This window comes from Sulfurospirillum deleyianum DSM 6946, assembly GCF_000024885.1.
GTDB lineage: Bacteria > Campylobacterota > Campylobacteria > Campylobacterales > Sulfurospirillaceae > Sulfurospirillum > Sulfurospirillum deleyianum.
Genome location: NC_013512.1, coordinates 1,375,119 through 1,397,043, shown reverse-complemented (window position 1 = coordinate 1,397,043; position 21,925 = coordinate 1,375,119). Strand labels below are relative to the sequence as shown.

Annotated in this window: 25 protein-coding genes; 19 read left to right on the top strand and 6 right to left on the bottom strand. The window is 38.4% G+C overall.

Going from position 1 to position 21,925, the window contains the following annotated elements:
• Nucleotides 1-51: 51 nt before the first annotated feature.
• The gene (locus SDEL_RS07000) at nt 52-1,470 is read right to left on the bottom strand and encodes a Do family serine endopeptidase (RefSeq protein WP_012857154.1); all 1,419 of its coding nucleotides are present in this window, start codon (nt 1,468-1,470) and stop codon (nt 52-54) included.
• Nucleotides 1,471-1,633: 163 nt separating this feature from the next.
• Between SDEL_RS07000 and SDEL_RS06995 the strand changes: the two genes are divergently transcribed.
• From SDEL_RS06995 to SDEL_RS06985, 3 genes are read left to right on the top strand one after another with little or no spacing between them, the layout of a single operon-like run.
• A complete protein-coding gene (locus SDEL_RS06995; RefSeq protein ID WP_012857153.1) occupies nt 1,634-2,527 on the top strand; it encodes a DnaJ family protein in 894 nt (297 codons plus the stop codon).
• A 13-nt stretch (nt 2,528-2,540) separates the two neighbouring features.
• Nucleotides 2,541-2,915 (top strand): heat shock protein transcriptional repressor HspR, encoded by a 375-nt coding sequence (locus tag SDEL_RS06990; protein ID WP_012857152.1) that lies wholly within the window; start codon nt 2,541-2,543, stop codon nt 2,913-2,915.
• 2 nt (nt 2,916-2,917) lie between these two features.
• Nucleotides 2,918-4,540 carry a cation:proton antiporter gene (locus SDEL_RS06985; protein WP_012857151.1) on the top strand — a complete coding sequence of 541 codons (1,623 nt, stop codon included), beginning with the start codon at nt 2,918-2,920 and terminating at the stop codon, nt 4,538-4,540.
• Here SDEL_RS06985 and hemW read toward each other — a convergent pair.
• Nucleotides 4,523-5,578 carry a radical SAM family heme chaperone HemW gene (hemW, locus tag SDEL_RS06980; protein ID WP_012857150.1) on the bottom strand — a complete coding sequence of 352 codons (1,056 nt, stop codon included), beginning with the start codon at nt 5,576-5,578 and terminating at the stop codon, nt 4,523-4,525. The two genes, SDEL_RS06985 and hemW, sit on opposite strands and share 18 nt — an antisense overlap.
• 76 nt (nt 5,579-5,654) lie before the next feature.
• Here hemW and SDEL_RS06975 point away from each other — a divergent pair, with 76 nt between their 5' ends.
• The 11 genes from SDEL_RS06975 to cmoA are packed head-to-tail and all read left to right on the top strand — an operon-like array spanning nt 5,655 to nt 15,223.
• Complete coding sequence (locus SDEL_RS06975; RefSeq protein WP_012857149.1) at nt 5,655-6,125, top strand: RNA pyrophosphohydrolase; 471 nt, start codon at nt 5,655-5,657, stop codon at nt 6,123-6,125.
• Between the two features lies 1 nt (nt 6,126).
• Nucleotides 6,127-7,329: an aspartate kinase gene (locus tag SDEL_RS06970; RefSeq protein ID WP_012857148.1), complete on the top strand. Its 1,203-nt coding sequence runs from the start codon at nt 6,127-6,129 to the stop codon at nt 7,327-7,329.
• A 3-nt stretch (nt 7,330-7,332) separates the two neighbouring features.
• The gene (locus SDEL_RS06965; protein ID WP_012857147.1) at nt 7,333-7,884 is read left to right on the top strand and encodes a HobA family DNA replication regulator; all 552 of its coding nucleotides are present in this window, start codon (nt 7,333-7,335) and stop codon (nt 7,882-7,884) included.
• The gene (locus SDEL_RS06960; protein WP_012857146.1) at nt 7,871-8,497 is read left to right on the top strand and encodes a DNA polymerase III subunit delta'; all 627 of its coding nucleotides are present in this window, start codon (nt 7,871-7,873) and stop codon (nt 8,495-8,497) included. The genes SDEL_RS06965 and SDEL_RS06960 overlap by 14 nt, the downstream gene beginning before the upstream one ends.
• Nucleotides 8,494-9,636 (top strand): dihydropteroate synthase, encoded by a 1,143-nt coding sequence (gene folP, locus SDEL_RS06955; RefSeq protein WP_012857145.1) that lies wholly within the window; start codon nt 8,494-8,496, stop codon nt 9,634-9,636. The genes SDEL_RS06960 and folP overlap by 4 nt, the downstream gene beginning before the upstream one ends.
• 9 nt (nt 9,637-9,645) lie before the next feature.
• Entirely contained in the window at nt 9,646-10,278 is a 633-nt protein-coding gene (locus SDEL_RS06950) for a hypothetical protein (protein ID WP_012857144.1), read from the top strand.
• Nucleotides 10,268-11,029 carry a TSUP family transporter gene (locus SDEL_RS06945; protein WP_012857143.1) on the top strand — a complete coding sequence of 254 codons (762 nt, stop codon included), beginning with the start codon at nt 10,268-10,270 and terminating at the stop codon, nt 11,027-11,029. The genes SDEL_RS06950 and SDEL_RS06945 overlap by 11 nt, the downstream gene beginning before the upstream one ends.
• Nucleotides 11,026-12,972, top strand: a complete 1,947-nt coding sequence (gene ligA, locus SDEL_RS06940; protein WP_012857142.1) for an NAD-dependent DNA ligase LigA — start codon at nt 11,026-11,028, stop codon at nt 12,970-12,972. The genes SDEL_RS06945 and ligA overlap by 4 nt, the downstream gene beginning before the upstream one ends.
• Nucleotides 12,969-13,685 carry a 23S rRNA (cytidine-2'-O)-methyltransferase TlyA gene (gene tlyA, locus SDEL_RS06935; protein WP_012857141.1) on the top strand — a complete coding sequence of 239 codons (717 nt, stop codon included), beginning with the start codon at nt 12,969-12,971 and terminating at the stop codon, nt 13,683-13,685. The genes ligA and tlyA overlap by 4 nt, the downstream gene beginning before the upstream one ends.
• Complete coding sequence (locus SDEL_RS06930; RefSeq protein ID WP_012857140.1) at nt 13,645-14,526, top strand: bifunctional riboflavin kinase/FAD synthetase; 882 nt, start codon at nt 13,645-13,647, stop codon at nt 14,524-14,526. The genes tlyA and SDEL_RS06930 overlap by 41 nt, the downstream gene beginning before the upstream one ends.
• Nucleotides 14,519-15,223 carry a carboxy-S-adenosyl-L-methionine synthase CmoA gene (cmoA, locus tag SDEL_RS06925; protein ID WP_012857139.1) on the top strand — a complete coding sequence of 235 codons (705 nt, stop codon included), beginning with the start codon at nt 14,519-14,521 and terminating at the stop codon, nt 15,221-15,223. Before SDEL_RS06930 ends, cmoA begins: the two co-directional genes overlap by 8 nt.
• An 18-nt stretch (nt 15,224-15,241) precedes the next feature.
• Here the strand turns inward: cmoA and SDEL_RS06920 are convergent, their stop codons facing one another.
• The 4 genes from SDEL_RS06920 to SDEL_RS06905 are packed head-to-tail and all read right to left on the bottom strand — an operon-like array spanning nt 15,242 to nt 19,176.
• Nucleotides 15,242-15,508 carry a hypothetical protein gene (locus tag SDEL_RS06920; RefSeq protein WP_012857138.1) on the bottom strand — a complete coding sequence of 89 codons (267 nt, stop codon included), beginning with the start codon at nt 15,506-15,508 and terminating at the stop codon, nt 15,242-15,244.
• A 3-nt stretch (nt 15,509-15,511) separates the two neighbouring features.
• Nucleotides 15,512-16,537, bottom strand: coding sequence for a DHH family phosphoesterase (locus SDEL_RS06915; RefSeq protein ID WP_012857137.1), 1,026 nt, complete (start codon nt 16,535-16,537; stop codon nt 15,512-15,514).
• Nucleotides 16,538-16,566: 29 nt separating this feature from the next.
• Nucleotides 16,567-18,759, bottom strand: a complete 2,193-nt coding sequence (gene flhA / locus SDEL_RS06910; protein WP_012857136.1) for a flagellar biosynthesis protein FlhA — start codon at nt 18,757-18,759, stop codon at nt 16,567-16,569.
• Nucleotides 18,760-18,768: 9 nt separating this feature from the next.
• Nucleotides 18,769-19,176, bottom strand: coding sequence for an RrF2 family transcriptional regulator (locus SDEL_RS06905; RefSeq protein ID WP_012857135.1), 408 nt, complete (start codon nt 19,174-19,176; stop codon nt 18,769-18,771).
• Nucleotides 19,177-19,357: 181 nt separating this feature from the next.
• Between SDEL_RS06905 and rpsO the strand changes: the two genes are divergently transcribed.
• From rpsO to grpE, 5 genes are all read left to right on the top strand, one after another.
• Nucleotides 19,358-19,630 carry a 30S ribosomal protein S15 gene (gene rpsO / locus SDEL_RS06900; protein ID WP_012857134.1) on the top strand — a complete coding sequence of 91 codons (273 nt, stop codon included), beginning with the start codon at nt 19,358-19,360 and terminating at the stop codon, nt 19,628-19,630.
• 292 nt (nt 19,631-19,922) lie between these two features.
• Complete coding sequence (locus SDEL_RS06895; protein WP_041666332.1) at nt 19,923-20,174, top strand: helix-turn-helix domain-containing protein; 252 nt, start codon at nt 19,923-19,925, stop codon at nt 20,172-20,174.
• On the top strand, nt 20,171-20,344 hold the full coding sequence (locus SDEL_RS12150; RefSeq protein WP_012857132.1) for a hypothetical protein: 174 nt from the start codon (nt 20,171-20,173) through the stop codon (nt 20,342-20,344). The genes SDEL_RS06895 and SDEL_RS12150 overlap by 4 nt, the downstream gene beginning before the upstream one ends.
• A gap of 119 nt (nt 20,345-20,463) precedes the next feature.
• Nucleotides 20,464-21,267: an HrcA family transcriptional regulator gene (locus SDEL_RS06890; protein WP_012857131.1), complete on the top strand. Its 804-nt coding sequence runs from the start codon at nt 20,464-20,466 to the stop codon at nt 21,265-21,267.
• A 3-nt stretch (nt 21,268-21,270) separates the two neighbouring features.
• Nucleotides 21,271-21,831 (top strand): nucleotide exchange factor GrpE, encoded by a 561-nt coding sequence (grpE, locus tag SDEL_RS06885; protein ID WP_012857130.1) that lies wholly within the window; start codon nt 21,271-21,273, stop codon nt 21,829-21,831.
• Nucleotides 21,832-21,925 lie beyond the last annotated feature (94 nt).

Below are 21,925 nucleotides of genomic sequence, written 5' to 3'. Positions count from 1 at the left end.
TTTACATGTAAAAAATATTATAACAAAATAGGAGGTAAAAACCTCCTATTTTTAAGGCATGACAAGAATAGCGCGATAATTTTGACGATTGATAATGACTCGCTTTTTGCTGTTTTTGTATTCTTTCAGTGCTTGATTTAAATCTTCAAGAGAAGTAATGCGCATTTGTTCAATTTGGATGATAATATCGCCTTCTCTAAATCCCATTTTTTCAGCTTTTGACTCTTCCTCCACTTCAATGACTAACAGACCTTCGACATCTCTGGAAAGTTGGTATTGTTGTCTTGTTTGGGGTGTGATTTCGACGATGCTTAAGCCTTCAATGGAGCTTAAAGTGCTTTTACCATCTTTACTTGTCACACTCTGCGAATCCATTTTTGTCAGTTTGATTTTAGTGGTTTTGACTTTTTTATCACGCTCGTAAGTAATGGCAATACTCTTCTCAGGGGAAATAGAAGCAATGGTATTTTTAAGCTCATTCGCATTTTTAATCTTAATGCCATCCACTTCCAAAATCAAGTCTGAAACATGCAATCCTCCTTTTTCCGCAGGAGAATTTTTCTCAATCATCAAAATCAAGGCACCTTGTTTGTTTTCATACAGCTCTTTCAAATCTTTGGTCAAATCAGCAATGGAAACACCCATATAGCCTCTTTCAACCTTCCCACTTTCAATCAAACTGCTTGCAATTTTTTCTACCATATTAGAGGGAATCGCAAAGCCAATACCGTTATTGCCACCACTTTTTGAGAGAATGGCGCTGTTAATTCCAATGAGTGCACCACGGCTATCCACTAAAGCGCCGCCTGAATTACCTGGATTGATGGAGGCGTCCGTTTGGATGAAGTTTTCGTATTGGTTAAGTCCGACATTGCTCTTATTTAATGCTGAGATAATTCCTTGGGTGATTGTTTCGCCTACTCCAAAAGGATTGCCTATGGCAAAGACTACGTCACCTTCTAGTAAGTTTGATGAATCCCCAAATTGTGCCACGTTGAGATTTTTGGCATCAATTTTAACGACAGCAAGGTCTGTTTTTGGGTCTTCGCCAATGACTTTGGCTTTATACTCTTTTTCATCATTAGGCAAAGTGATAACAATTTCATCAGCACCTTCGATTACATGGTTGTTGGTTACGATGTATCCATCTTTAGAGATGATAACACCAGAGCCTAATGAGTGCGATTTGCGTTCTTGTTGTCTAAATTCAGGGAGACGGTTGCCGAAAAACTCTTTAAAAAAGGGATTTTGCATTAGGGCATTGAGTTCATCGTTTTGTTTACTTTTTTTTGTGGTAGCAATATTGACAACGCTTTTTTTACTCTCTTTGATGGCATTATGATAGGAGAGAATGACATTGGATTGGGTTGCGTCTATACGCTGAGAATCTTTGGGCATTTGCTCCAAAGTGATTGACGCACCAAAGAGTGATAGTGCGGTGAGTAGTGAGAGAGAGATAACCTTATTCATGGGAAGCTCCTTAATAAAACTTTCGTTAAATGATACAGAGAAATTATAAAGAACTGAGGTAAACACAAAGTAAATATTTTCCACAGAATTTTCTTTAAGTTGATTCACATAGACTAAAGTTTTATGGTATAATTGCTATAAATATTATACGAGGTTTATGACAATGAGTAAGAGTTTATATGACACATTGGACGTATCGCAAGATGCGAGTGCGGAAGAGATAAAAAAGGCGTATCGCCGTTTAGCACGCAAGTATCATCCCGATATCAATAAAGATGCGGGTGCGGAGGAGAAGTTTAAAGAGATTAATGCGGCGTATGAAATTTTAAGTGATGAAGAAAAACGCCGTCAATATGATCAGTATGGCGATAGTATGTTTGGAGGACAAAATTTCCATGATTTTGCTCATTCTCAAGGTGGCGCTAATTTGGATGATATTTTACGCTCTATCTTTGGAGGAGGAGGCGGTTTTGGAGGTTTTAGTGGTGCTAGAGGAGGATTTGGTGGCTTTAGCGGTGCTGGTTTTGGTGGCGGAGGCTTTGGAGGTTTCTCACAGCCTGATTTAGATGTCAGTGCCAAAATTATCATTCCTTTCAATGTCTCAATTTTAGGAGGGAAACACTCTCTTTCATACAATAATGAAAACTTTGATGTGAAGATTCCAGCAGGCATTAAAAGTGGTGAAAAGATGCGTGTAAAAGAGAAGGGCAAGGTTTTTCAAGGGCAAAAAGGTGACTTGATTTTAAATGTTGAAGTGGCTTCAAGCCCTGAATACACCAGAGAAGGGGATGATTTGGTTAAAACGATTGATATTCCTCTAAAGACGGCACTTTTTGGTGGAAAGATTACGGTGGATACTCTTTACAAAGAGATTACCCTAAAAGTGAAAGAAGAGACTAAAAACGGACAAAAATTTAGGGTTAAAGAGTATGGTGCACTCAATCGAAAAACGCAACAAAAAGGTGATTTGTATCTTGTGGCAAATATCATTCTACCTCCTTTAGTCACTTTGGATAGTGAGCTTAAAGGGATGATGGAAACTAAACTACCAAACTAAGAAGGAGTCTTGTATGCATCATGGTTATGAAGAACCTGTGTATCTTATCAGCGTTGTTGCCAAAGTGTTAACCATTCACCCGCAGACTCTGCGTCAATATGAACGTGAGGGGTTGGTGATTCCCTCCCGTACGGATGGTAAAATGAGACTTTATTCTCAACGCGATATTGATAGAATCAAGATGATTCAACGCTTGACACGGGATTTGGGGGTTAATTTGGCGGGTGTGGATATTATTATGCAACTTAAAGAGCGAATCGATGAATATGAAGTCCTTATCGAATCATTGCGTACAGAAGTGAGTGGTCTTTCTAAAAAGAACACGCAAACTAAAAATCCTTTGGTGAAACACAAAAACAGCTATGAAATTATTTTATTTGGTGAGTAATTTTGGATAATTTACTCACGATCATTCTCAGTGCTACGGCAATAGCAACATTTTTGAACATTATTTTAAAACGGTTTAATATTCCTACGATTATCGGGTATATTTTTACAGGTTTTGCTATTGCGTATCTTTTTGAATTGGGGCGTAATAACGACTCTTTAACGCATATTGCCGAGTTTGGTATTGTCTTTTTGATGTTCACGATTGGGCTTGAGTTTTCCATTAAGCATTTGATGGCAATGAAAAAAGATGTCTTTTTTTATGGTCTTTTGCAAGTAGGACTTGTGGGCGGTGTGATTGCGTTAAGTGCTGAGTTTTTATTTGGCATGGAGAAAAAAAGTGCCATTATGATTGGTTATGCTTTAGCCCTTTCTTCTACTGCGATTGTCTTGAAAATTTTTAACGATAAGGGAATGATTCATACCGTTTATGGTCGAAAAGCCTTAGGTATTTTGTTGTTTCAAGATATTGCAGTGATTCCGATTTTGTTGATGATTCATATCTTTTCCAACGAACAAAGCACTCTTTCTGCGCTTTTATTGCAGACATTTTACAGTGTAGTCATCATTTTAGGATTGATGTATCTTATCGGTAAATATGTTCTCAATCGTTTTTTATCGCTGGTAGTTTGGGCAGATACACAGGAAATTTTTATTGCGGGGGTGCTTTTATTTGTGGTGGGGGCATCGTTTTTGGCACATATGTTAGGATTTTCGTATTCACTGGGTGCTTTTTTAGCGGGCATGATGATGTCTGAGAGTCAGTACAAACATCAAATTGAGGCTGACCTTGTTCCTTTTCGTGATTTATTGTTAGGACTTTTTTTTATTACCGTGGGGATGCAAATTGATTTTAATCTGATGGTTGAAAATTATGAGATGATTTTGCTCTCGTTGGTGTTGATGTTAGCTTTGAAAATTGCCGTTGTTTTTGCCATTTTATTTTTCTCTGTGGGTGGTAGGGTTGCGCTTAAAACAGGACTTGCTTTGTGTCAAGGAGGAGAGTTTTCTTTAGCCATTTTAGCACTCGCTAGTTCGAGTCATTTGCTCAGTAACACCGTGACTCAGATTTTGATTGTGACGGTTGTTTTATCGATGGTCATGACACCTTTTATCTTAAAAAATATGAAAAAAATTGTCGATGCCATTACCAAAGAGCCTAGCAATGGAGATTTTATGATTCATTCATCAGGCATTAAAGATCATATTATCGTGTGTGGGTATGGAAAGTTAGGTCAGGAAATTGTCTATCGTTTGAAAAAGATGAATGTGAATTATGTGGTCTTAGAGCATGACATTAATCTGGTTAAATTGGGTCAAAGTAGGGGTGAGCCTGTCTATTTTGGCAATGCGGCGGAAAAAAGCATCTTGAAAAATGCTTTTGTTGAAAATGCTAAAGCGGTGATTGTTGCGATTAATAATGAAAAAAAGTTGATTTTATTGTGTGAAATTTTAAAGTCGTTTAATGCACCCATTAAAATTGTTGCCAAAGCGAGTGATTATGATGAGAAGAAGCTTCTGAAATCTTTACATGTAAAGCACATTGTCAACGAAGGGCGAGAAGCAGCAAAAGCCCTTTTAAAGGTTGCGATGGAAGAGGATGAGGCGTTAGCGGGTGATAAATAACGCCAACTCATCACTTAAAAAATAGTCCTTGTTATAAAGACGATTGTTTTTACATGTAAGTTTATTCTCTTGAAGTAAAAGGGCTACGTTTTCTTCTTCTTTAGCATTGAGAATGGTTCTATCAATGCCCACACAGCTACGTAATCCTAAAAAAATTTTTTCTACATGTAACTCTTCTATGCTGAGTTCTTCTATCGCTTGATAGCATGGATTTTGGAGGTAATCTTCTACTTTTTTAGCAGGATAAAAACGTTGATGGTGTAAAAATCCAACCGCTCCAGCCCCTAATCCTAAATAATCTTGATGTTCCCAATAGCCTTTATTATGGTAACTCTCATAGCTGCCAAAGTTTGAAATTTCGTATTGGGGAAATCCCGCATCAATAATCTCCTGTACAAAAGTTCTTGCAAGGGCTTCCTCGCTATTGATAACATTTTTTTGGGTATAAAAAGGAGTCTCTTCTTCAAGCGTGAGGGCGTAAGCACTGAGATGATTAATAGGAAGCATGCGTGCGTATTTCAAATCTTCACGTAAGAGGTGCGGGGTATCAAGTGCTGTGCCATACATCAAATCTAAAGAGATATTTTGGATACCTAAATGGTGTGCATTGATAATGGCTTCTTCTGCCATCTTTGGGCTATGGTTTCGCCCTAAAAATTGGAGTTTTTCTGTGTTGAAACTTTGTACACCAAAGCTTAAGCGGTTGATGCCTAGCTCTTTCATCCCTGCTATCCATGCTTGGGTCGCTGAGTGAGGATTGGCTTCGGAGGTCAGTTCTGCTTCTTTGCTAAGATAAGGAGAAAGCATCTCAAATAAAGGAGCATACCACGAAGCAGGAATGGTTGAAGGTGTTCCTCCCCCAATAAATAGGGAGTTGATTTCACCTTTTTGTACGTTAAATTTTTCTAACTCAAAGCGTAGCTGTTCAATCAAGCGTTGCATGTAGGTTTGTTTGAGTTTGCTTTGGTTGGTATAAGAGTTAAAAGCGCAGTAAGGGCATTTACTGTCGCAAAAGGGGATATGCATATAGGCTAACACGAAAATCCTTATATCAAGCAAGTTTAATGACTTTTTCGTTACCATTGTAACAAAAATATAGAGGTAATAGGCAATTATGGAATCACCAAAACGATACAGACCTAATGTTGCTGCGGTGGTGGTCTCTTCTAAGTATCCTTTTCACTGTGAGGTTTTTATTGGGAGTCGTAGTGATATTGAAGGTGCATGGCAATTTCCACAAGGGGGAATTGATGAGGGTGAAACCCCTGAAGAGGCACTTTTTCGTGAACTAGAAGAAGAGATTGGAACGGGTGATGTTGAAATTATTGCAGAGTTCCCTGAATGGCTGCAATACGATTTCCCTCAAAAAATTGCTCAGAAGATGTACCCTTTTGATGGTCAAAGCCAAAAATATTTTTTAGTAAGACTCAAGCAAGATGATAAAATCAATCTTGTCACCAAAGAGCCAGAGTTCTGTGACTTTAAATTTGTGAATGTGGATGAGGTATTTGATCATATTACCTTTTTCAAACGACCTGTCTATAAACAAGTGTTAGACTATTTTAAAAAAGAAGGGTATCTTTAAGATGTTGATCGTTCAAAAGTACGGTGGTACAAGTGTTGGCAATGTCGAGCGTATCGAGGCTGTTGCTAATAGAGTCATTGAGAGTAAGGTAAAAGGGCATGACCTTGTTGTCGTGGTTTCTGCGATGAGTGGAGAGACCAATAAACTGTTAGATTTTGCTGCACATTTTAGTGCCACGCCTAATGCTCGTGAAGTAGATATGTTACTCAGTTCAGGGGAACGTGTTACCAGTGCGCTTTTAGCGATTGCTTTAGAAGCAAAGGGATACAACGCTGTTTCGATGAGTGGTCGAAAAGCAGGAATTGTCACCGATGATGTTCATACGAAGGCTCGTATTGAGCATATTGACACTCGTGCGATGAAAGAGGCGTTAGCTGAGGGAAAGATTATTGTGGTTGCGGGATTTCAAGGGGTGACACATAATGGTGAAGTATCAACCCTTGGACGAGGAGGAAGTGATCTCTCTGCTGTGGCGATTGCAGGAGCGTTGGAAGCAGATTTGTGTGAGATTTATACCGATGTGGATGGTGTGTATACCACAGACCCACGTATTGAACCTAAAGCAAAAAAGCTAGATAAAATCAGTTACGATGAAATGCTTGAACTTGCAAGTCTTGGAGCGAAAGTACTTCAAAGCCGTTCGGTTGAAATGGCAAAAAAACTTAATGTCAATTTAGTGACACGTAGTAGCTTTAACACCAATGAGGGAACACTTATTACAAAGGAAGATAATATTATGGAACAACCATTAGTTAGCGGTATTGCACTCGATAAAAATCAAGCTAGAGTGACTCTTCGTGGCGTAACAGACAAACCCGGTATCGCCGCTGAGATTTTCAAAAAACTAGCAGACAGTAACGTTAATGTTGATATGATTATTCAAAATGTAGGACACGATGGTACCACCAATCTAGGCTTTACCGTTCCTCAAAATGAACTTGAAATGACGAAAAAAGCGATGAATGAGCTCAAGGCGAGTGAGGGCGTGGAGTACGATAGCGAAATTGTGAAAGTTTCGATTGTGGGTGTGGGTATGAAATCACACAGTGGCGTGGCGTGTAAAGCTTTTGATACGATGGCAAAAGAGGGCATTAACATTGAGATGATTAGTACCAGTGAAATTAAAATTTCGATGGTCATTCAAGCCAAATATGGTGAATTAGCCGTTCGTGCTCTGCACAGTGCGTATCAGTTGGATAAATAGTTGATGCAAAAATTTCTAACCTGGACGCTAGAGCAGATACGAAAAGATGGCTCTACGATGAGTTGGATGGAAGAGAAGCGGTTCGAATGGGTACCGCTTTGTGCTTCCATGCTTAAAAACCTTTTAGATGGGCATACCTTTATTGTCATTACCGATGAGGATAGAGCATGGTTTTGTCACTATATGCTCAGAGCCATTAATAACCATCATAAAAATAGACCGATATTGCCTTTTATCTCCTTGCAAACGCTCTATCCCAATTTGTATCAAGTCAAAACAAAAGATGATATTGAACTTTTAGAAAATATGCTCTCTCAAGCTTTTCCCAGTGGCTATACTTTTTTTTACGTGGGTAAAAACAGCGATATTAAAATGCAAATCGCTAAACGTAAAGATGATAGTTTTATGTGGATTATGGATGAGCATATTCAAAACAGTTTTTATCTTTTAAGTGATGATGATAGTTTGGATATAAAATTAATTCAGCTTTTTAGACTCTTAGATAAAAGTATTGATGCGGTACTTTTTGCTGAGGTTACCTTTGAAAACGAGTGAAGAAGAGGTTTTTAGCCATATTTTAATTTCGAAAAATGTGGAAAAAGCCAAAGCGCATCTTGAAGAGGTGTACACCAAAGCACGTCACCTTTTTTTTCTCAAAGATGAATTTTTACTTGAAGATGCCAAAGAGGTTATTAAAGAGGCGTATATCGCCGAAGCTACGCATAAATACTTGATTTTAGTGGCAAAAAGTTACCGCATTGAAGCGCAAAATGCCCTTTTGAAAATTTTGGAAGAACCTCCACGTCATATTATTTTTATTGTGGTTGCGCCTTCTAAAACAGCACTGCTTCCTACGATACGCTCTCGTTTGGTTCAAAAAGAGTTAGTGGCTGAGTGTGAGGTGATGCATTCAGGACTTGACTTGAAACGACTCGATTTAGGCGATATTTATCCTTTTGTTCAAAAGCATCAAGGTTGTGAAAAAGGGGTACTTAAAGAGCTTGTTCAGGCGATTATTTATGAAGCTCTGCATGAACATCACCTGCGTTTTAGTGAAAATGAATTAGAAGGTTTTCAAAAATTGGTGCATTTGGTTGAGCTAAACTCCAAAGCTCAAACGATTTTAAGTACACTTTTATTGACGATTATGCTTAGGAAACATCGATGAATTGTTATAAACTCTCCTCTCATACACCTCTTGAAGCACTTTTAAAAAAATTGGATGTTACCCCTGAGGGGTGTGCGATTTTAAAGCAAAAAGCGCATCTCAATCTTATCTATATCAAAGATTTAAAAACGCCTGCTGCCAATATTTTAAAACAAGACGCTCTTTCCATTGGTGCTGATTTAGCCGTTCCTAAAGAGACGATTACATGTAAAGTACCTATGGTGGATGCGCTTTTAATAGCGAATGATAAACAGTTAAAAGAGCTGAGTATCAAAGAGAGAGTTCAGCCTTTTGGATTGAAAGCGTTAGCTAAAGAGTTGGAGGAATTACGCTTTACATGTAAACATGATTTTTCAGTTATGGGCATCTTAAATACCAATGAAGATAGTTTTTTTCAAGGCAGTCGTTTTAGTGGGAAAGCTGCGTTAAGGCACATTGAACGCATGATAGAAGAGGGTGCAAGCATCATTGATGTGGGTGGTGTTTCAAGCCGTCCTGGTAGTGTTGGTGTGAGTGAAGAGGAAGAGCTCTCTCGCATTGCCCCCATTGTGGATTTGATCGCTCAACATCATCTTACATGTAAAGCCAAATTTTCGCTTGATAGTTACTCCCCTTTATGTTTAGAGTATGCGCTTTCAAGGGGATTTCAAATCGTCAATGACATTACTGCGTTAGCCAATGATGATGTGGCACGTATGGCGGCAACGCATCAGGCAAGTGTGGTGCTGATGCATATGAAAGGTGAGCCATCATCCATGCAAGAATCCCCAAAGTACGAGAATGTTGTGCTTGAAGTGGATGCGTTTTTTGAAGAACGCATTGAAAAAGCAAAACGCTTTGGAATTGAGAAGATTATTTTGGATGTGGGAATTGGTTTTGGTAAAACTTTAGAGCAGAATGTACAACTGCTTCAACATCATGAGCATTTTTTACGTTTTGGTTATCCTCTTTTGGTGGGAGCGAGTCGAAAATCTATGATTGATAAAATTATTGCTACGCCTATAGAAAAGCGTTTAGCGGGGACATTGGCGTTACATGTAAAAGCGTATGAGCATGGAGCAAGTATTATTAGAGCGCATGATGTGTATGAACATGTGCAGGCACTCAGCGTTGCACGTGCGCTTCAGACTATTGTTTAGGATATTTCTTTGGAAAAAATTGTTGACCTTTTAAGCCGTATCAGTACTCTTTATGAGATTCCTTTATGGGTTGTTCATAGTGGTGCGGTGGCGATTTGTTGTATTTTAATTGCATCCCCTTTTGTGGTGCGTTATTTAATGAGACCTAAGTATTATCATTTTCGTGAAATGATTTTGTTTAAAGTGTTATGGCGATGGAAGTATAAAAAAGACGAAGTGATAGGGCTGTGGTGTTATTGCCCTAAGTGTCAAGCGATGCTGATGGTGGATGATGAAAATTGTCGTTCTGAGGAGAATTTACAAAATAAAATAACATTTTTTATGTGTAATGCGTGTGGAGGACATGAACTAGGGCGGGTTGTTGGTGGTGATAGACGTTACGTTCTTAGTCTTGTCAAGCGGGATATTTGGCGACACATTCGAGATGGAAGTTATAACGAGGTTTCTTCCGCCACCAAAGGGGCATTGGAGCTTTATACTTCTTTAGAAACGAAAGAGCAGACGAGTGATGCTTTAGTGGAAGTGCCATCTCCCACCGAAGGAGTAGAGACACTTAACAATGAAAACGCTGAAAAAACATCTGAAAATGAAGCAATGCTTTTAGAAGATGGGCATGAGGACGTAAAAAAAGATGGAATTTGAATTTTATTATTATGTGATTTTTGTGGTGACAGGGTTTGTCGCAGGGTTTATTGATGCGATTGCAGGTGGGGGAGGCATTATCACTATTCCTGTGTTAATGGCGTCTGGTATGCCTCCGCATGTGGCGTTAGCGACCAATAAATTGCAAGCCACGTTTGGCAGTGGTATGGCAGCGTTTAATTTTATTCGCAAAGGATTTATTAAATGGTCTGAAGTAGCCAAAGGTGTTTTGTATACCTTTGTGGGTGCCGCTCTTGGAACCTATGCTATTTTACTGATGGATCCTAATATGCTCGCTAAAGCGATTCCTGTCATGCTCGTGGCGATTTTTATTTATACACTTTTATCGCCTAAAATGGGGGAGAGTGACCGTCATGCTTATCTAGGGCAACATCTTTTCTTTTTTATTTTCGGTTTGGCGATTGGATTTTACGATGGCTTTTTAGGACCTGGAACGGGGACATTTTGGACAATAGCTATGGTGGGGCTTTTAGGACTTAACCTCAAAAAAGCCACCGCACAAACCAAAGTGATGAATTTTACCAGTAACATTGTCTCTTTAGCGGTTTTTCTCTGGAGTGGGAATGTACTTTTTGCCATCGGCTTTTTGATGGGCTTTGGACAGGTAATAGGCGCTTATTTTGGCTCAAATATGGTGATTAAAAAAGAGGTGAAGTTTATTCGACTCTTTTTCCTTACGATGGTCGCTTTGACCCTTATGAAACTTATTTACAGCAGTTACATCGCATGAATTTTCAAGAATACAGTGAAAAAATAGAGATTTTAAAAGCGTGGGCAAAAGCCTATTACGTCGATGATGCGCCCATTGCCAGTGATGAAGAGTATGACAGGCTCTACCATGAGATTTTGGCATTTGAGAAGGAAAATCCTCTCTTTGCGGATGAGAGTAGCCCTACAAAGCGTGTGGGTGGTATGGTGCTTGAAGGTTTTAATAAAGCCTCGCATAAAGCCCGTATGTGGAGCATGGAAGATGTTTTTGATGAACACGATTTGGATGCGTGGATAGAGCGTGTTAAAAAAGTTAAAGAAAATTTTACCTTTTATTGCGAACCTAAGTTTGATGGGGCGAGTATGAACCTTATTTATGACAAAGGTGTGCTTCAACAAGCGATTACCAGAGGCGATGGAAGCATCGGCGAGGATGTCACGCAAAATGTTAAAACGATAGGTTCTATTCCGTTGCAGATTGCCTATGAAGGGTTGATTGAGATTCGAGGCGAAGTGGTGATTAAAAAGGCGGATTTTGAGTGCTTAAATGAGGAGCGTTTGCACACAAATGAGCCACTTTTTGCGAATCCTAGAAATGCAGCCGCAGGGAGTTTGAGACAGTTAGATACGAGTGTAACAGCTAAACGTAAATTGATGTTTTATCCATGGGGCATTGGGGAAAATCAGTTAGTGCAGACACGTTTAAGTGAGAAAATGCGCTTTGTGTATGATTTGGGTTTTTTACAACCACCACGCATTGTTGTCACACAAAACGTGGAAGACGTTCATATGCTTTATCACGAATTGATTGAAACACGTGATGCCATTGAGATGATGATGGATGGCATGGTGGTAAAAGTCGATGAAATTGCCTTACAAGAGGAGTTAGGCTATACCGTGAAGTATCCTAAATGGATGGTGGCGTTTAAATTTCCAGCCATTGAGAAGGTAACAAAGCTTAGAGCCATTACCCTGCAAGTGGGACGTACGGGGGTGGTCACACCTGTGGCGGAAGTCGAAGCGGTGAATATTGAAGGGGTTGTGGTGGAGCGCGCCACACTTCACAATTTTGATGAAATTGAGCGTAAAGATATTCGCATAGGGGATAGTGTTATTATTATTCGTAGTGGTGATGTGATTCCAAAGATTATTAAAGTGTTGGTGGAGCGCAGGGACGGCACAGAAGTCATTCCCAAACGTCCTTTGGTCTGTCCTGTATGCGGGGGAGAACTTTTGGATGAGGGAGCGCTTATTAAGTGTCAAAACCTCTCCTGTGATGCGAGGGTTGTTGGAGCGATGATTCACTTTGCTTCGAAAAAAGCGCTCAATATTGACGGTCTTGGTGATAAGATTATTGAGCAACTCTATGCGCAAAAAGTGGTTTTACATGTAAAAGATTTGTACACACTCTCTTTAGAGCAGCTCTTAGCATTAGAGGGATTTAAAGTTAAAAAAGCACAAAACCTTTTGGATGCGATTGCTCAGAGTAAAGGGGTGGCTTTAGAGAAGTTTATTAATGCTTTGGGCATTGAGCACATTGGTGAAGTAGCGGCTAAAAAGATTGCGAGAACCTTTGGCTTAGAGTGGTTAGAGGCAACGCACGAGCAGATTATTGGCTTAGAGGGATTTGGTGAAGAGATGGCAAAAAGTTTGGTGGAGTTTATTCACGTCAATGCCGTTGAGACCAAAGAGCTTATGGGGATTATTGCGCCTGTGGCATCAAAACTTGAAATTACAGAGTCGGTTTTTACAGGCAAAACGGTTGTCTTAACAGGCTCTATGTCCAAATCTCGTGATGAGATGAAAGCGATGCTTGAATCTTTAGGAGCGAAAGTGAGTGGCAGTGTCTCTAAGAAAACGGATTTTGTGATTTTTGGGGAAGAGGCAGGTAGTAAATTGGACAAAGCACTTGAATTGGGTGTCAAAACGCTGAGTGAAGCGGAAGTAAATGAGATGTTAATATGAGATTAGACAATTATGTATTTGAAAAAGGGTTCGCTCAAAGTCGCAATAAAGCATCTGAACTCATTAAAGAGGGTAGTGTTTGGGTGAATGGTAACGTAGAGCGTAAAAGCTCTTTTGAAGTCTGTGAGAATGATAAGGTAGATGTTGAAAAAATTTCCCAATATGTCAGCCGTGCAGGACTTAAATTGCGTGGATTTATCAATGATCTCTCTTTACATGTAAAAGGCTTAGAGGTCTTGGATATTGGCAGTAGTACAGGTGGATTTGTACAAGTTTGGTTAGAAGAAGAAGTGAAGAGTGTGACGGCGGTGGACGTGGGAAGTGAGCAACTTCACTCCACTCTTAGAGTCGATAATCGCATTATTTTACATGAAAATAGTGATATACGACTTTTTACCCCTAATAAGACGTATGATATGGTCAGTTGTGATGTTTCATTTATTGGGGTGAGTGCTCTTTTAGGAGAGATTGACCGTTTGGCAAAATGTGACATTATTATTTTGTTTAAGCCTCAATTTGAAGTGGGAAAAAATGTTAAGCGTACGACCAAAGGTGTTGTCAAAGATGGTGCGGCTATCGTCCGTGCGCAACAACAGTTTGAATCAAAAACGGTGGCTCTAGGATGGGAACTTATAGAGAAAAAAGAATCTCGCATCAAAGGAAAAGAGGGGAATGTTGAAACGTTCTACTATTTTAAGAAAAGAGAGTGTTGATACACTTGCCATCGGTAGTTTTGATGGCATTCATGTGGGACATCGGCAGCTCATAAAGCGCCTAGGGCATCATGGCGCTTTATGTGTCATTGATAAAGATGAAGCCAACTTAACCCCAGGTATTAAGCGTAGCGAATACGCGGGATGCCCGTGTATGTTTTTACATTTTTTAAAGGTAAAACATTTAAGCGGTGCTGAGTTTATTGCCTTGCTTCAAAAAGAGTTTGTGAACTTGAAGAAAATTGTTGTAGGGTATGACTTCTTCTTTGGAAAACATCGTGCGTGTAATGCTTATGATTTGCAAAAATTATTTGATGGCGAAGTTGAAGTTGTTGAAGAGTTTACATATCAGGGAATTTCCATTCATTCGAGTCTTATTCGAACCTATTTAATTGAGGGAAGAATTGAAGAGGCAAATCGTTTTTTAGGGCGTGAGTACTCTATCACAGGGAGTATTGTAAGTGGGCAGGGGATTGGAAAAAAAGAGTTGGTTCCGACTTTAAACTTGAAAATTTCAGACTATTTGATTCCGCATGAAGGGGTGTATGCGACACGTTCACGTATTGGACAAAACGTATATGATTCGGTTTCATTTATTGGGACAAGACACAGTACGGATGGAATGTTTTCTGTTGAGACGCATATTATTGGAGAAGATATTTTGGAGGTAACAACACCTGTGGAACTTTTCTTTGTTGCTTTTTTACGTGAAAATCAAAAATTTAATGCACTCAGTGATTTGAAAAAGCAAATTGAGTGTGATATTAAAAGTGCCCAAAAGTTTTTAAAGAGTTGTCGATTCTATTTGGGTGACTTTTGGGAGATAAGCTCACATGGATAAGGTCTTTACAAAACCCATTAGTAAACAGTTTGAGTTTGATGAGGATGTCGCCATCGTTTTTGATGATATGCTAGAGCGTTCCATTCCTTTTTACAAAGAAGTTTTAGAGCTTACATGTAAAATGATTTGTTTACATGTAAAAGAGAATGCGCGCGTCGTAGACCTTGGCTGTTCCACGGCAAATACCCTTCTTGCTCTGCATAAAATGAACAAAAGCTATCATCTCTTAGGGATTGATAATGCTGAGGCGATGTTGCGCATTGCACAGCAAAAAGTCCATGCGTATGGCGCAAAAATAGAGCTTCAAGAAGCAGATATTACGCAAGTAGCTCTTAGCCATCAAGATGTGATTATTGCTAATTATATGCTTCAATTTATTCGCCCTTTGCAACGAGGTGATTTTGTACGTAAAATTTATGACGCACTCAACCCTGATGGATTGTTTCTTTTTAGTGAAAAAATTGTCTTTGACGATAAAGTGCTTAATAAAGAGATGATTGATTTGTATTATGCGTTTAAGCGCACACAAGGGTATAGTGATTTTGAGATTGCGCAAAAAAGAGAAGCCCTAGAAAATGTTTTGATTCCTTACACCGAAGAAGAGAATAAAGCCATGCTGAAAGATATTGGTTTTACAACGATTGAGACCATTTTTAAGTGGGGAAATTTTGCGACATTTATAGCGAAAAAGGGGTAAACCCTTTTTCTTAAAATGCTATTTTTGGAAGAGTTTAGGGTGCTTGGATTTCATAAAATTAATCACTTCAATGACCTCTTCAAAGCCCATTTCACTCTCTTCATCTTCATCTTCAAAAACTTCATCTAAACTATTGACATAAAGATCAATCGCTTTTGGCAAATCCTCTTGCTTCACACCCGCAAAATAGAGTGCTGCACCTAGCATATCCGCAAGTTGCATCGCCATCTCTTCGATTTCATCTCTGGCATTTTGAAGTTCTTTTTCGAGTTGTTTTGTATCCATTATTTATCCTTTGTTGGCGATGATATTCATCACTTGAGATTTGATACTATCATAGATAAAAGCGTCTTTGAAATTGCTGAGAAGACCGCCACTTGCATTGTGGTGTCCTCCACCATTGGCGATTTGTGCGGCGATTTTACTGACATCTACTTTACCGCTAGAGCGTAAACTAATGGTCTTTTTAGAGGTGACATCCATAAAAAAATCAAAATCAGGGTTAGCGCTTAGGAAGTCATTGCCAATGACAGATACATTGCCAATGTTATAGGTCAATATCCCTTTATATTCTTTGTAATTAATTTGCATTTTCTCTTTGTTTTGGGTTAATAAACGAACATTGTACGCAGAAATAAGATTGCTTAGGGTGTCATTTTTGTTACTCTTAAAGTAGCTCTTTTTAATTCCATGGATGGCATCATCTAAAGCGATGTGCGCATCTTTACATGTAAAGAAGGCTTGGGCTTGAGAGAGAAGAGAAAAAATATACTGAGTGTTTTCTTCAGGAAACATGATTTTATTGACCTCTTTAGCACTACTTACAAGTCCCATACACACTTTTCCTAACTCAAAATGAGGGTCATTTTCTAACCAAATATCCACAGCATTGACCACATTTACAAAATGAGATAAGGCTTCATTGTGTCCATAAAGAGCACTGAAAAAATCATAGGTAATTTTAGTGGCACAGCGACTGGAATCTAAGTAATACCATTCATAAGTATTCGCGCACTCTTCACCTGTTTTATGATGGTCTAAGAGAAGTAAAAGTATCTCTTTTTCAGCAATATTTACTTTGGCTTGAAACTCTGTGGCTTGTTCCATCGTTAGGTTAAGGTCGGTAATAAGAATCACATGTTTTTCAAAAGAGGAGGTTTGTATTTGGGCTAAAATTTGATTAAAACATTCGTTAATTTCTTTGCCATAATTAGAGTTGTAAAAACTGATTGAATCAAAAAAATGAGCACTCACCATTTGACAGCCATAGCCATCCAAATCGGTATGCGAGAGGTGATGTAGTTTATAGTTCATAAAATTCCTTAATGCTTAGTTGAGTTAATTTAGAGTTTGTCGATTTCGATGGAGCCCATCACTTCAAATTTTGAGCTTGAATCAATTTCTGCGTGTGAGAGCACAACAATATCAAGACCAAATTTTTCGAAAATATCGGAGAGCGACTTACGTAGCAGTGGATCAACGATAATTACAACAGGCGCAATGCCTTTATGCAAAAGTTTGGTTGCTTCATCGCTACATGCTTTAACGAGGGTATTGATTTGTCCAATATTTAAAATCAAATCTCGTATTCCATCACGTTCTCTTAGGGCATCAAGCAACTTTTGCTCGGTTGCAGCATTGAACGTGAGGAGTTTTAAAATGCCATTTTCATCTTTGTATTGTTTGGTAATAACCCGAGAGAGTTTTGCACGAACTTGCTCCACAATGATGGTCACGTTTTTAGTGACTTCTGCGACATCACTAATCGTCTCCACAATCGTTAAAAGGTCTTTAATCGGTATTTTTTCATGTAAGAGTGCCTTAAGTACTTTTTGAATGAGTCCGACATTTGCTACTTTAAGACAATCTGCAACCACCACAGGATAATCTTTTTGGAGTTTATCGACAAGGCTTTGAACTTCTTGACGGGTGAGAAGCTCCTCGGCATACTTTTTAATGAGCTCACTTAAATGGGTTGAAATAACCGTTGCAGGATCAACTGTGGTGTATCCTTTTATAATGGCATCTTCTTTAGCATTGGCATCAATCCAAATAGCATCCAAACCAAATGCAGGTTCTTTGGTAGGGATACCTTGTACTTTGTCGATGGTTAAACCACTGTCCATTGCCATAAATTTATCGGGATAAATTTCCCCGCTACCAATTTCAATGCCTTTGAGTAATAATTGGTAATGATTTGGATTTAGATGCAAATTATCACGAATGCGCACCTGTGGAATCAAATACCCAAAATCAGAAGCAATTTTGCGACGCATACTCTTCACACGGTCTAATAAATCGCCCCCTTGAGCAGGGTCTGCTAATTTAATGAGTTGATAGCCCAAATCAAGTTCTAGGATTTCAAGTTTTAAGATGTCATTGAGGGTATTTTCTTCCTCTTTGCGTAATTCTTCAGGACTTTTCTTCTGAGCGTGTGCACTTTGCGCTTTACTTTCGGCTTCTTGTTGTGCTTTTTGCATCGCAGCAGGTGTTTGTGAGAAGAATTTTTGTAATGAAAAATGCCCCTCAGCCGTCTGTTTACCAAGATATCCAAGCCCCAAAAAGAGTAAGCCTACAAAGCCTAAGGAGAGGGTTGGAAGTCCTGGAACCAGCGCAAACATAATCAAGATAAAGCCAACAATGAGAAGGGTTTTGTACTCTCCAAAAAGTTGTTCAACAGCGCCATCGGTGAAACTTTGCTCATCTGCTTTATTGGCACGGGTGATGATAATACCTGTGGCGGTGGAGCTAATCAGTGCAGGAAGTTGTGAGACCAGACCATCGCCAATGGTTAAAATCGTATAGGTTTGGGCACTGACAGCCAAATCTAAATCGTGCTGAAAGGATCCAATAAGAAAACCACCAATGATATTAATGATGGTAATAATAATACCTGCAACAGCATCACCTTTAACAAACTTACTCGAACCATCCATGGCTCCGTAAAAGTTAGCTTCTTGAATAATATCTTCACGGCGTTTACGCGCGGTTTTTTCATCAATGAGTCCTGCATTTAAATCCGCATCAATCGCCATTTGCTTTCCAGGCATCGCATCAAGGGTAAAACGTGCAGCAACTTCTGCAACACGGGTTGAACCTTTGGTAATAACCATGAAATTGATTAAAACGAGAATTGAAAAAACAACAATACCAATAACATAATTACCACCGACAACGAACTGTCCAAAACTAGAAATAATCTCACTCACCGCATCGGGACCTTCATGACCATTGGTTAAAATCATACGGGTCGTTGAGATATTTAAGGCAAGTCTAAAAAGCGTAATAATCAAAATAAGCGTTGGAAATGTCGTTAAATCGGTTGGTTTTGGTATATAAAGTGAAATCAAAATAATTAAAACCGAAACGGAAAGTGAAATGACAAGAAAAAAATCAAGTATAGGACTAGGTAATGGGACAATAATGATGGCTAGAATAGAGACAATAAAGATGACAACGGTTAAGTCTTTAGCCTTAATTAAAGGTTCTAAATAAGGAATAACCTTTGCAAGAAGTGAATTTTGATTTTTTGCCAATCAATGCCTTTAATTTTCATTAATAATATCGTGAAGGGTCATCGTATCTAAAAAGAGGTCAATTTTAGACTGTAATTTGTTTAAAACAGGCCAGACACGACAATTATCTCCTTTGCCACCAGGGCATTTTTGTGTTGAAGGTGAGCATTCAAACACAACGGTTTGTTTTTTTTCGGCACATTCAACGACCATTTTTAGGGTAATCTCTTCAGGTTTTTTAGCAAGCATAAAACCACCATGAGCACCTTTAAAAGAGGAGAGTATCTCTTCTTTTGCAAGGGATTGAAGAATTTTAGCTAAAAAACTTTTCGAAAGTCCTAATTGCGTTGAAAGGGTATCGACATCCTGAGGCGTATTTTTCTGCGCGATAATAATTAATGATAGTAGTGCGTATTCACTCGCTTTGGTTAAGAGCATGGTTGTTCCCTAGGTCGAAATCATTATTTGTAAAAATAAGATAAATATTGTACTAAATAAACGTTATAATTTGCTTTAAATTTAAAAAAAGATGTGCTAGACAATTTTATTTTTTTTCGCTATGATTCCAAGCTTTGGTTTTTACCAAAAGAAATTAAAATTACCAACTCAGGAGGTCATTATGGCTTTAGGTTCGGCGCAAAAACAAGCAATTGTTAGTCAATTTGGCAGAAAAGAGGGAGACACAGGTTCTCCAGAAGTACAAATCGCTCTTCTTTCTAAAAGAATCAGTGATTTAACAGAACATCTTAAGAGTAATAAAAAAGATCACTCTTCACGATTAGGACTTCTTAAACTCGTTGGTCAACGTAAACGATTGATGCAATATCTTAAACGTAAAGATTTTGTTACATACAGCAAAATCATTAAAGAGCTTTCTATTAGAGATAAATAGTCAGTGCCTTTTTGGTAAAGAGCGAAGGCTCTTTGCCTTTGCTTCCTTTTTATTTTTCTTCTTTACATGTAACCTTCAAAACTCATTTTATTCTTTTGTCGAAAACAGTTTCTTTCCTTTTCTGCAACTTTTTTTATTTTTATACAGAAAAACGTATAAAAATAACTTTTTAACTTATAAAATGTATATATATTTTATAAAAAAACAGTAAAATGTATTTTTTAAGATAGAATAGAGTATAAATTATTCATATTTATGTATAATTAAACCTGCCTTAGCTAGAATCATGGGCATGAAAACAAATGATATTTTCAATCTTCTTCATAATGCTGTCGAATCGAAATTTTTGGGCAAAAAGATTTCTCAGCGTGAGATGGCAGACAAACTTGGAGTTTCAATGCGAACCTATCAAGATTGGAGGCTTGGTAACTCTCAGCCACAAGCAGCATCGGCAATTTTTAAAATGCTGGGTGTTTTGGACGAGGGGGATGCGATTCGTTTGATTAAACGGATTGTGACTGAATTAAAGGATGAAAACGAATGAGCACTCTATCTAAAGATGAGCGACAAGCTTTAAATGAAATTTTTACAACACTCCATCATAATGAAGGTTTTTTCTCCCGTTTAAAGGAGAAAAAAAATGAGTTTAGACACTTTTTAAAACTTCTTTTTATTCGTACCAAAAAACGCTCAAAACACCCTGTTCGCTACTAAAAATCAGCCTTTCTCTTTACATGTAAAAAAAGAGTGAGGCTTTTTTTCTCTATTGCTTGACAATACCACACTCAATGTTGTATAATTCCATCAGCAATTAAAGGGGAAGAGTGCTAAAAATGAAAAAAGCTTCAAAACAAGAGTTGATTTTAGAATCGATTATTCAAGCATATCTAAAATCAAAAGCACCTATTGGCTCTTCTGAATTGCAGATGAAGATGACCTTAGGACTTTCCCCTTCTACGATTCGTATTTATTTTAAAAAACTTTCTGATGAGGGTTCTCTTGAACAGTTACATGTAAGCAGTGGTCGAGTTCCAACGCTGAGTGCCTTAAGAGGTTATTGGGAAGAGAAGCTTGATGTCACGCATCCTGTGAAATTAAAAAGCATTGATACCCTTAAACATGTGACACATTCCCATCAGCTTTTTTGTATTGTTGAACCGTCAACGGATCTTTTATTTAAAGAGATTCTTGTGGTTGATAAGCGTTTTTTAATTTTGGTTTTTGATAAGCATGAGGTTGTCTTGCAGTATAATAATAAGGTCGAGCATTTTTTACAGAGATTTATAGGATGTACGATGCAAGAGCTTAAAGATATCGCCGCTCAGGTGGGACTTTATGAGCTTCACGACAAGCTTTTAGCTCTTTTTTCACACGCTTCATTGTTGCGAGAGGGAGATAAGGTTATTTATTCCATTGCACATGAATTACAAAATGATGCATTGATTCGTACCTTTCAAATGCTTCATTTTGTAAAATCGATTGAAAATGGGCTCTATTTTGATGGGTTTGTTCCAAGAGGATGTATGGCGATTAAACAAAAGGCACAACTCCTTGATGAAGAATCAACGGTTGATCTTTTTTGTTTTGGACGAATTGAGAGTGATTTCGAAACATTTTTTAATCAAGTTAAGGAGTAGTATGTGGATGAAAAAGTAAAAGAAGAGCAAAGTATTGCTGATATTTCCGCTGAGATTGTTCCTGAGTGTTGTCTGGATGAGGAAGCACTCTCGTGTGAACAAAAAAGCGAAGTTGAGGAATTAAAAGCCAAAGTTGCTGAGCTTGAAGATAAATATTTAAGAGCGAATGCTGATTTTGACAATATGAAACGACGTTTAGAAAAAGAGAAAATGCAGGCGATTGCGTATGCGCATGAAGTCTTTGCACGAGACCTTTTACCGGCTATTGATTCTTTAGAAATGGCTATTTTAGCGGGGAATAATGCGGACGTTGATAGTGCTGATTTATTCGTCAAAGTGAAAGAAGGTTTGGAATTGACCATTGAGCAATTTCGAAAAACTTTTGAAAAACATGGTGTTGAGTTAGTCGATATTGAAGGTACGTTTGATCCAAATTTCCACGAAGCAGTCATGCAAGTAGAGAGTGAGGAGAAGTCAAGCGGTGAGATTTTACAAGTTTTTCAAAAGGGCTATAAAATTAAAGAGCGTATTTTAAGACCAGCGATGGTGAGTATTGTCAAATAAAAATGTAAGTTTCTGCCGACGTGTCGGCAAGCTTTAGTGCCCTAGTGGCTAACGTAGCCAAAAGAAGCTTCGCTTTGTTGGCGTGTCAAAAATA

What these genes read in the sequence shown, in the direction of transcription:
- SDEL_RS07000 (WP_012857154.1), bottom strand. Translation starts at nt 1,470, where the DNA reads ATGAATAAGGTTATCTCTCTCTCACTACTCACCGCACTATCACTCTTT.
- SDEL_RS06995 (WP_012857153.1), top strand. Translation starts at nt 1,634, where the DNA reads ATGAGTAAGAGTTTATATGACACATTGGACGTATCGCAAGATGCGAGT.
- SDEL_RS06990 (WP_012857152.1), top strand. Translation starts at nt 2,541, where the DNA reads ATGCATCATGGTTATGAAGAACCTGTGTATCTTATCAGCGTTGTTGCC.
- SDEL_RS06975 (WP_012857149.1), top strand. Translation starts at nt 5,655, where the DNA reads ATGGAATCACCAAAACGATACAGACCTAATGTTGCTGCGGTGGTGGTC.
- SDEL_RS06970 (WP_012857148.1), top strand. Translation starts at nt 6,127, where the DNA reads ATGTTGATCGTTCAAAAGTACGGTGGTACAAGTGTTGGCAATGTCGAG.
- SDEL_RS06965 (WP_012857147.1), top strand. Translation starts at nt 7,333, where the DNA reads ATGCAAAAATTTCTAACCTGGACGCTAGAGCAGATACGAAAAGATGGC.
- folP (WP_012857145.1), top strand. Translation starts at nt 8,494, where the DNA reads ATGAATTGTTATAAACTCTCCTCTCATACACCTCTTGAAGCACTTTTA.
- SDEL_RS06945 (WP_012857143.1), top strand. Translation starts at nt 10,268, where the DNA reads ATGGAATTTGAATTTTATTATTATGTGATTTTTGTGGTGACAGGGTTT.
- ligA (WP_012857142.1), top strand. Translation starts at nt 11,026, where the DNA reads ATGAATTTTCAAGAATACAGTGAAAAAATAGAGATTTTAAAAGCGTGG.
- tlyA (WP_012857141.1), top strand. Translation starts at nt 12,969, where the DNA reads ATGAGATTAGACAATTATGTATTTGAAAAAGGGTTCGCTCAAAGTCGC.
- SDEL_RS06930 (WP_012857140.1), top strand. Translation starts at nt 13,645, where the DNA reads ATGTTGAAACGTTCTACTATTTTAAGAAAAGAGAGTGTTGATACACTT.
- cmoA (WP_012857139.1), top strand. Translation starts at nt 14,519, where the DNA reads ATGGATAAGGTCTTTACAAAACCCATTAGTAAACAGTTTGAGTTTGAT.
- SDEL_RS06920 (WP_012857138.1), bottom strand. Translation starts at nt 15,508, where the DNA reads ATGGATACAAAACAACTCGAAAAAGAACTTCAAAATGCCAGAGATGAA.
- SDEL_RS06915 (WP_012857137.1), bottom strand. Translation starts at nt 16,537, where the DNA reads ATGAACTATAAACTACATCACCTCTCGCATACCGATTTGGATGGCTAT.
- SDEL_RS06905 (WP_012857135.1), bottom strand. Translation starts at nt 19,176, where the DNA reads ATGCTCTTAACCAAAGCGAGTGAATACGCACTACTATCATTAATTATT.
- rpsO (WP_012857134.1), top strand. Translation starts at nt 19,358, where the DNA reads ATGGCTTTAGGTTCGGCGCAAAAACAAGCAATTGTTAGTCAATTTGGC.
- SDEL_RS06895 (WP_041666332.1), top strand. Translation starts at nt 19,923, where the DNA reads ATGAAAACAAATGATATTTTCAATCTTCTTCATAATGCTGTCGAATCG.
- SDEL_RS12150 (WP_012857132.1), top strand. Translation starts at nt 20,171, where the DNA reads ATGAGCACTCTATCTAAAGATGAGCGACAAGCTTTAAATGAAATTTTT.
- SDEL_RS06890 (WP_012857131.1), top strand. Translation starts at nt 20,464, where the DNA reads ATGAAAAAAGCTTCAAAACAAGAGTTGATTTTAGAATCGATTATTCAA.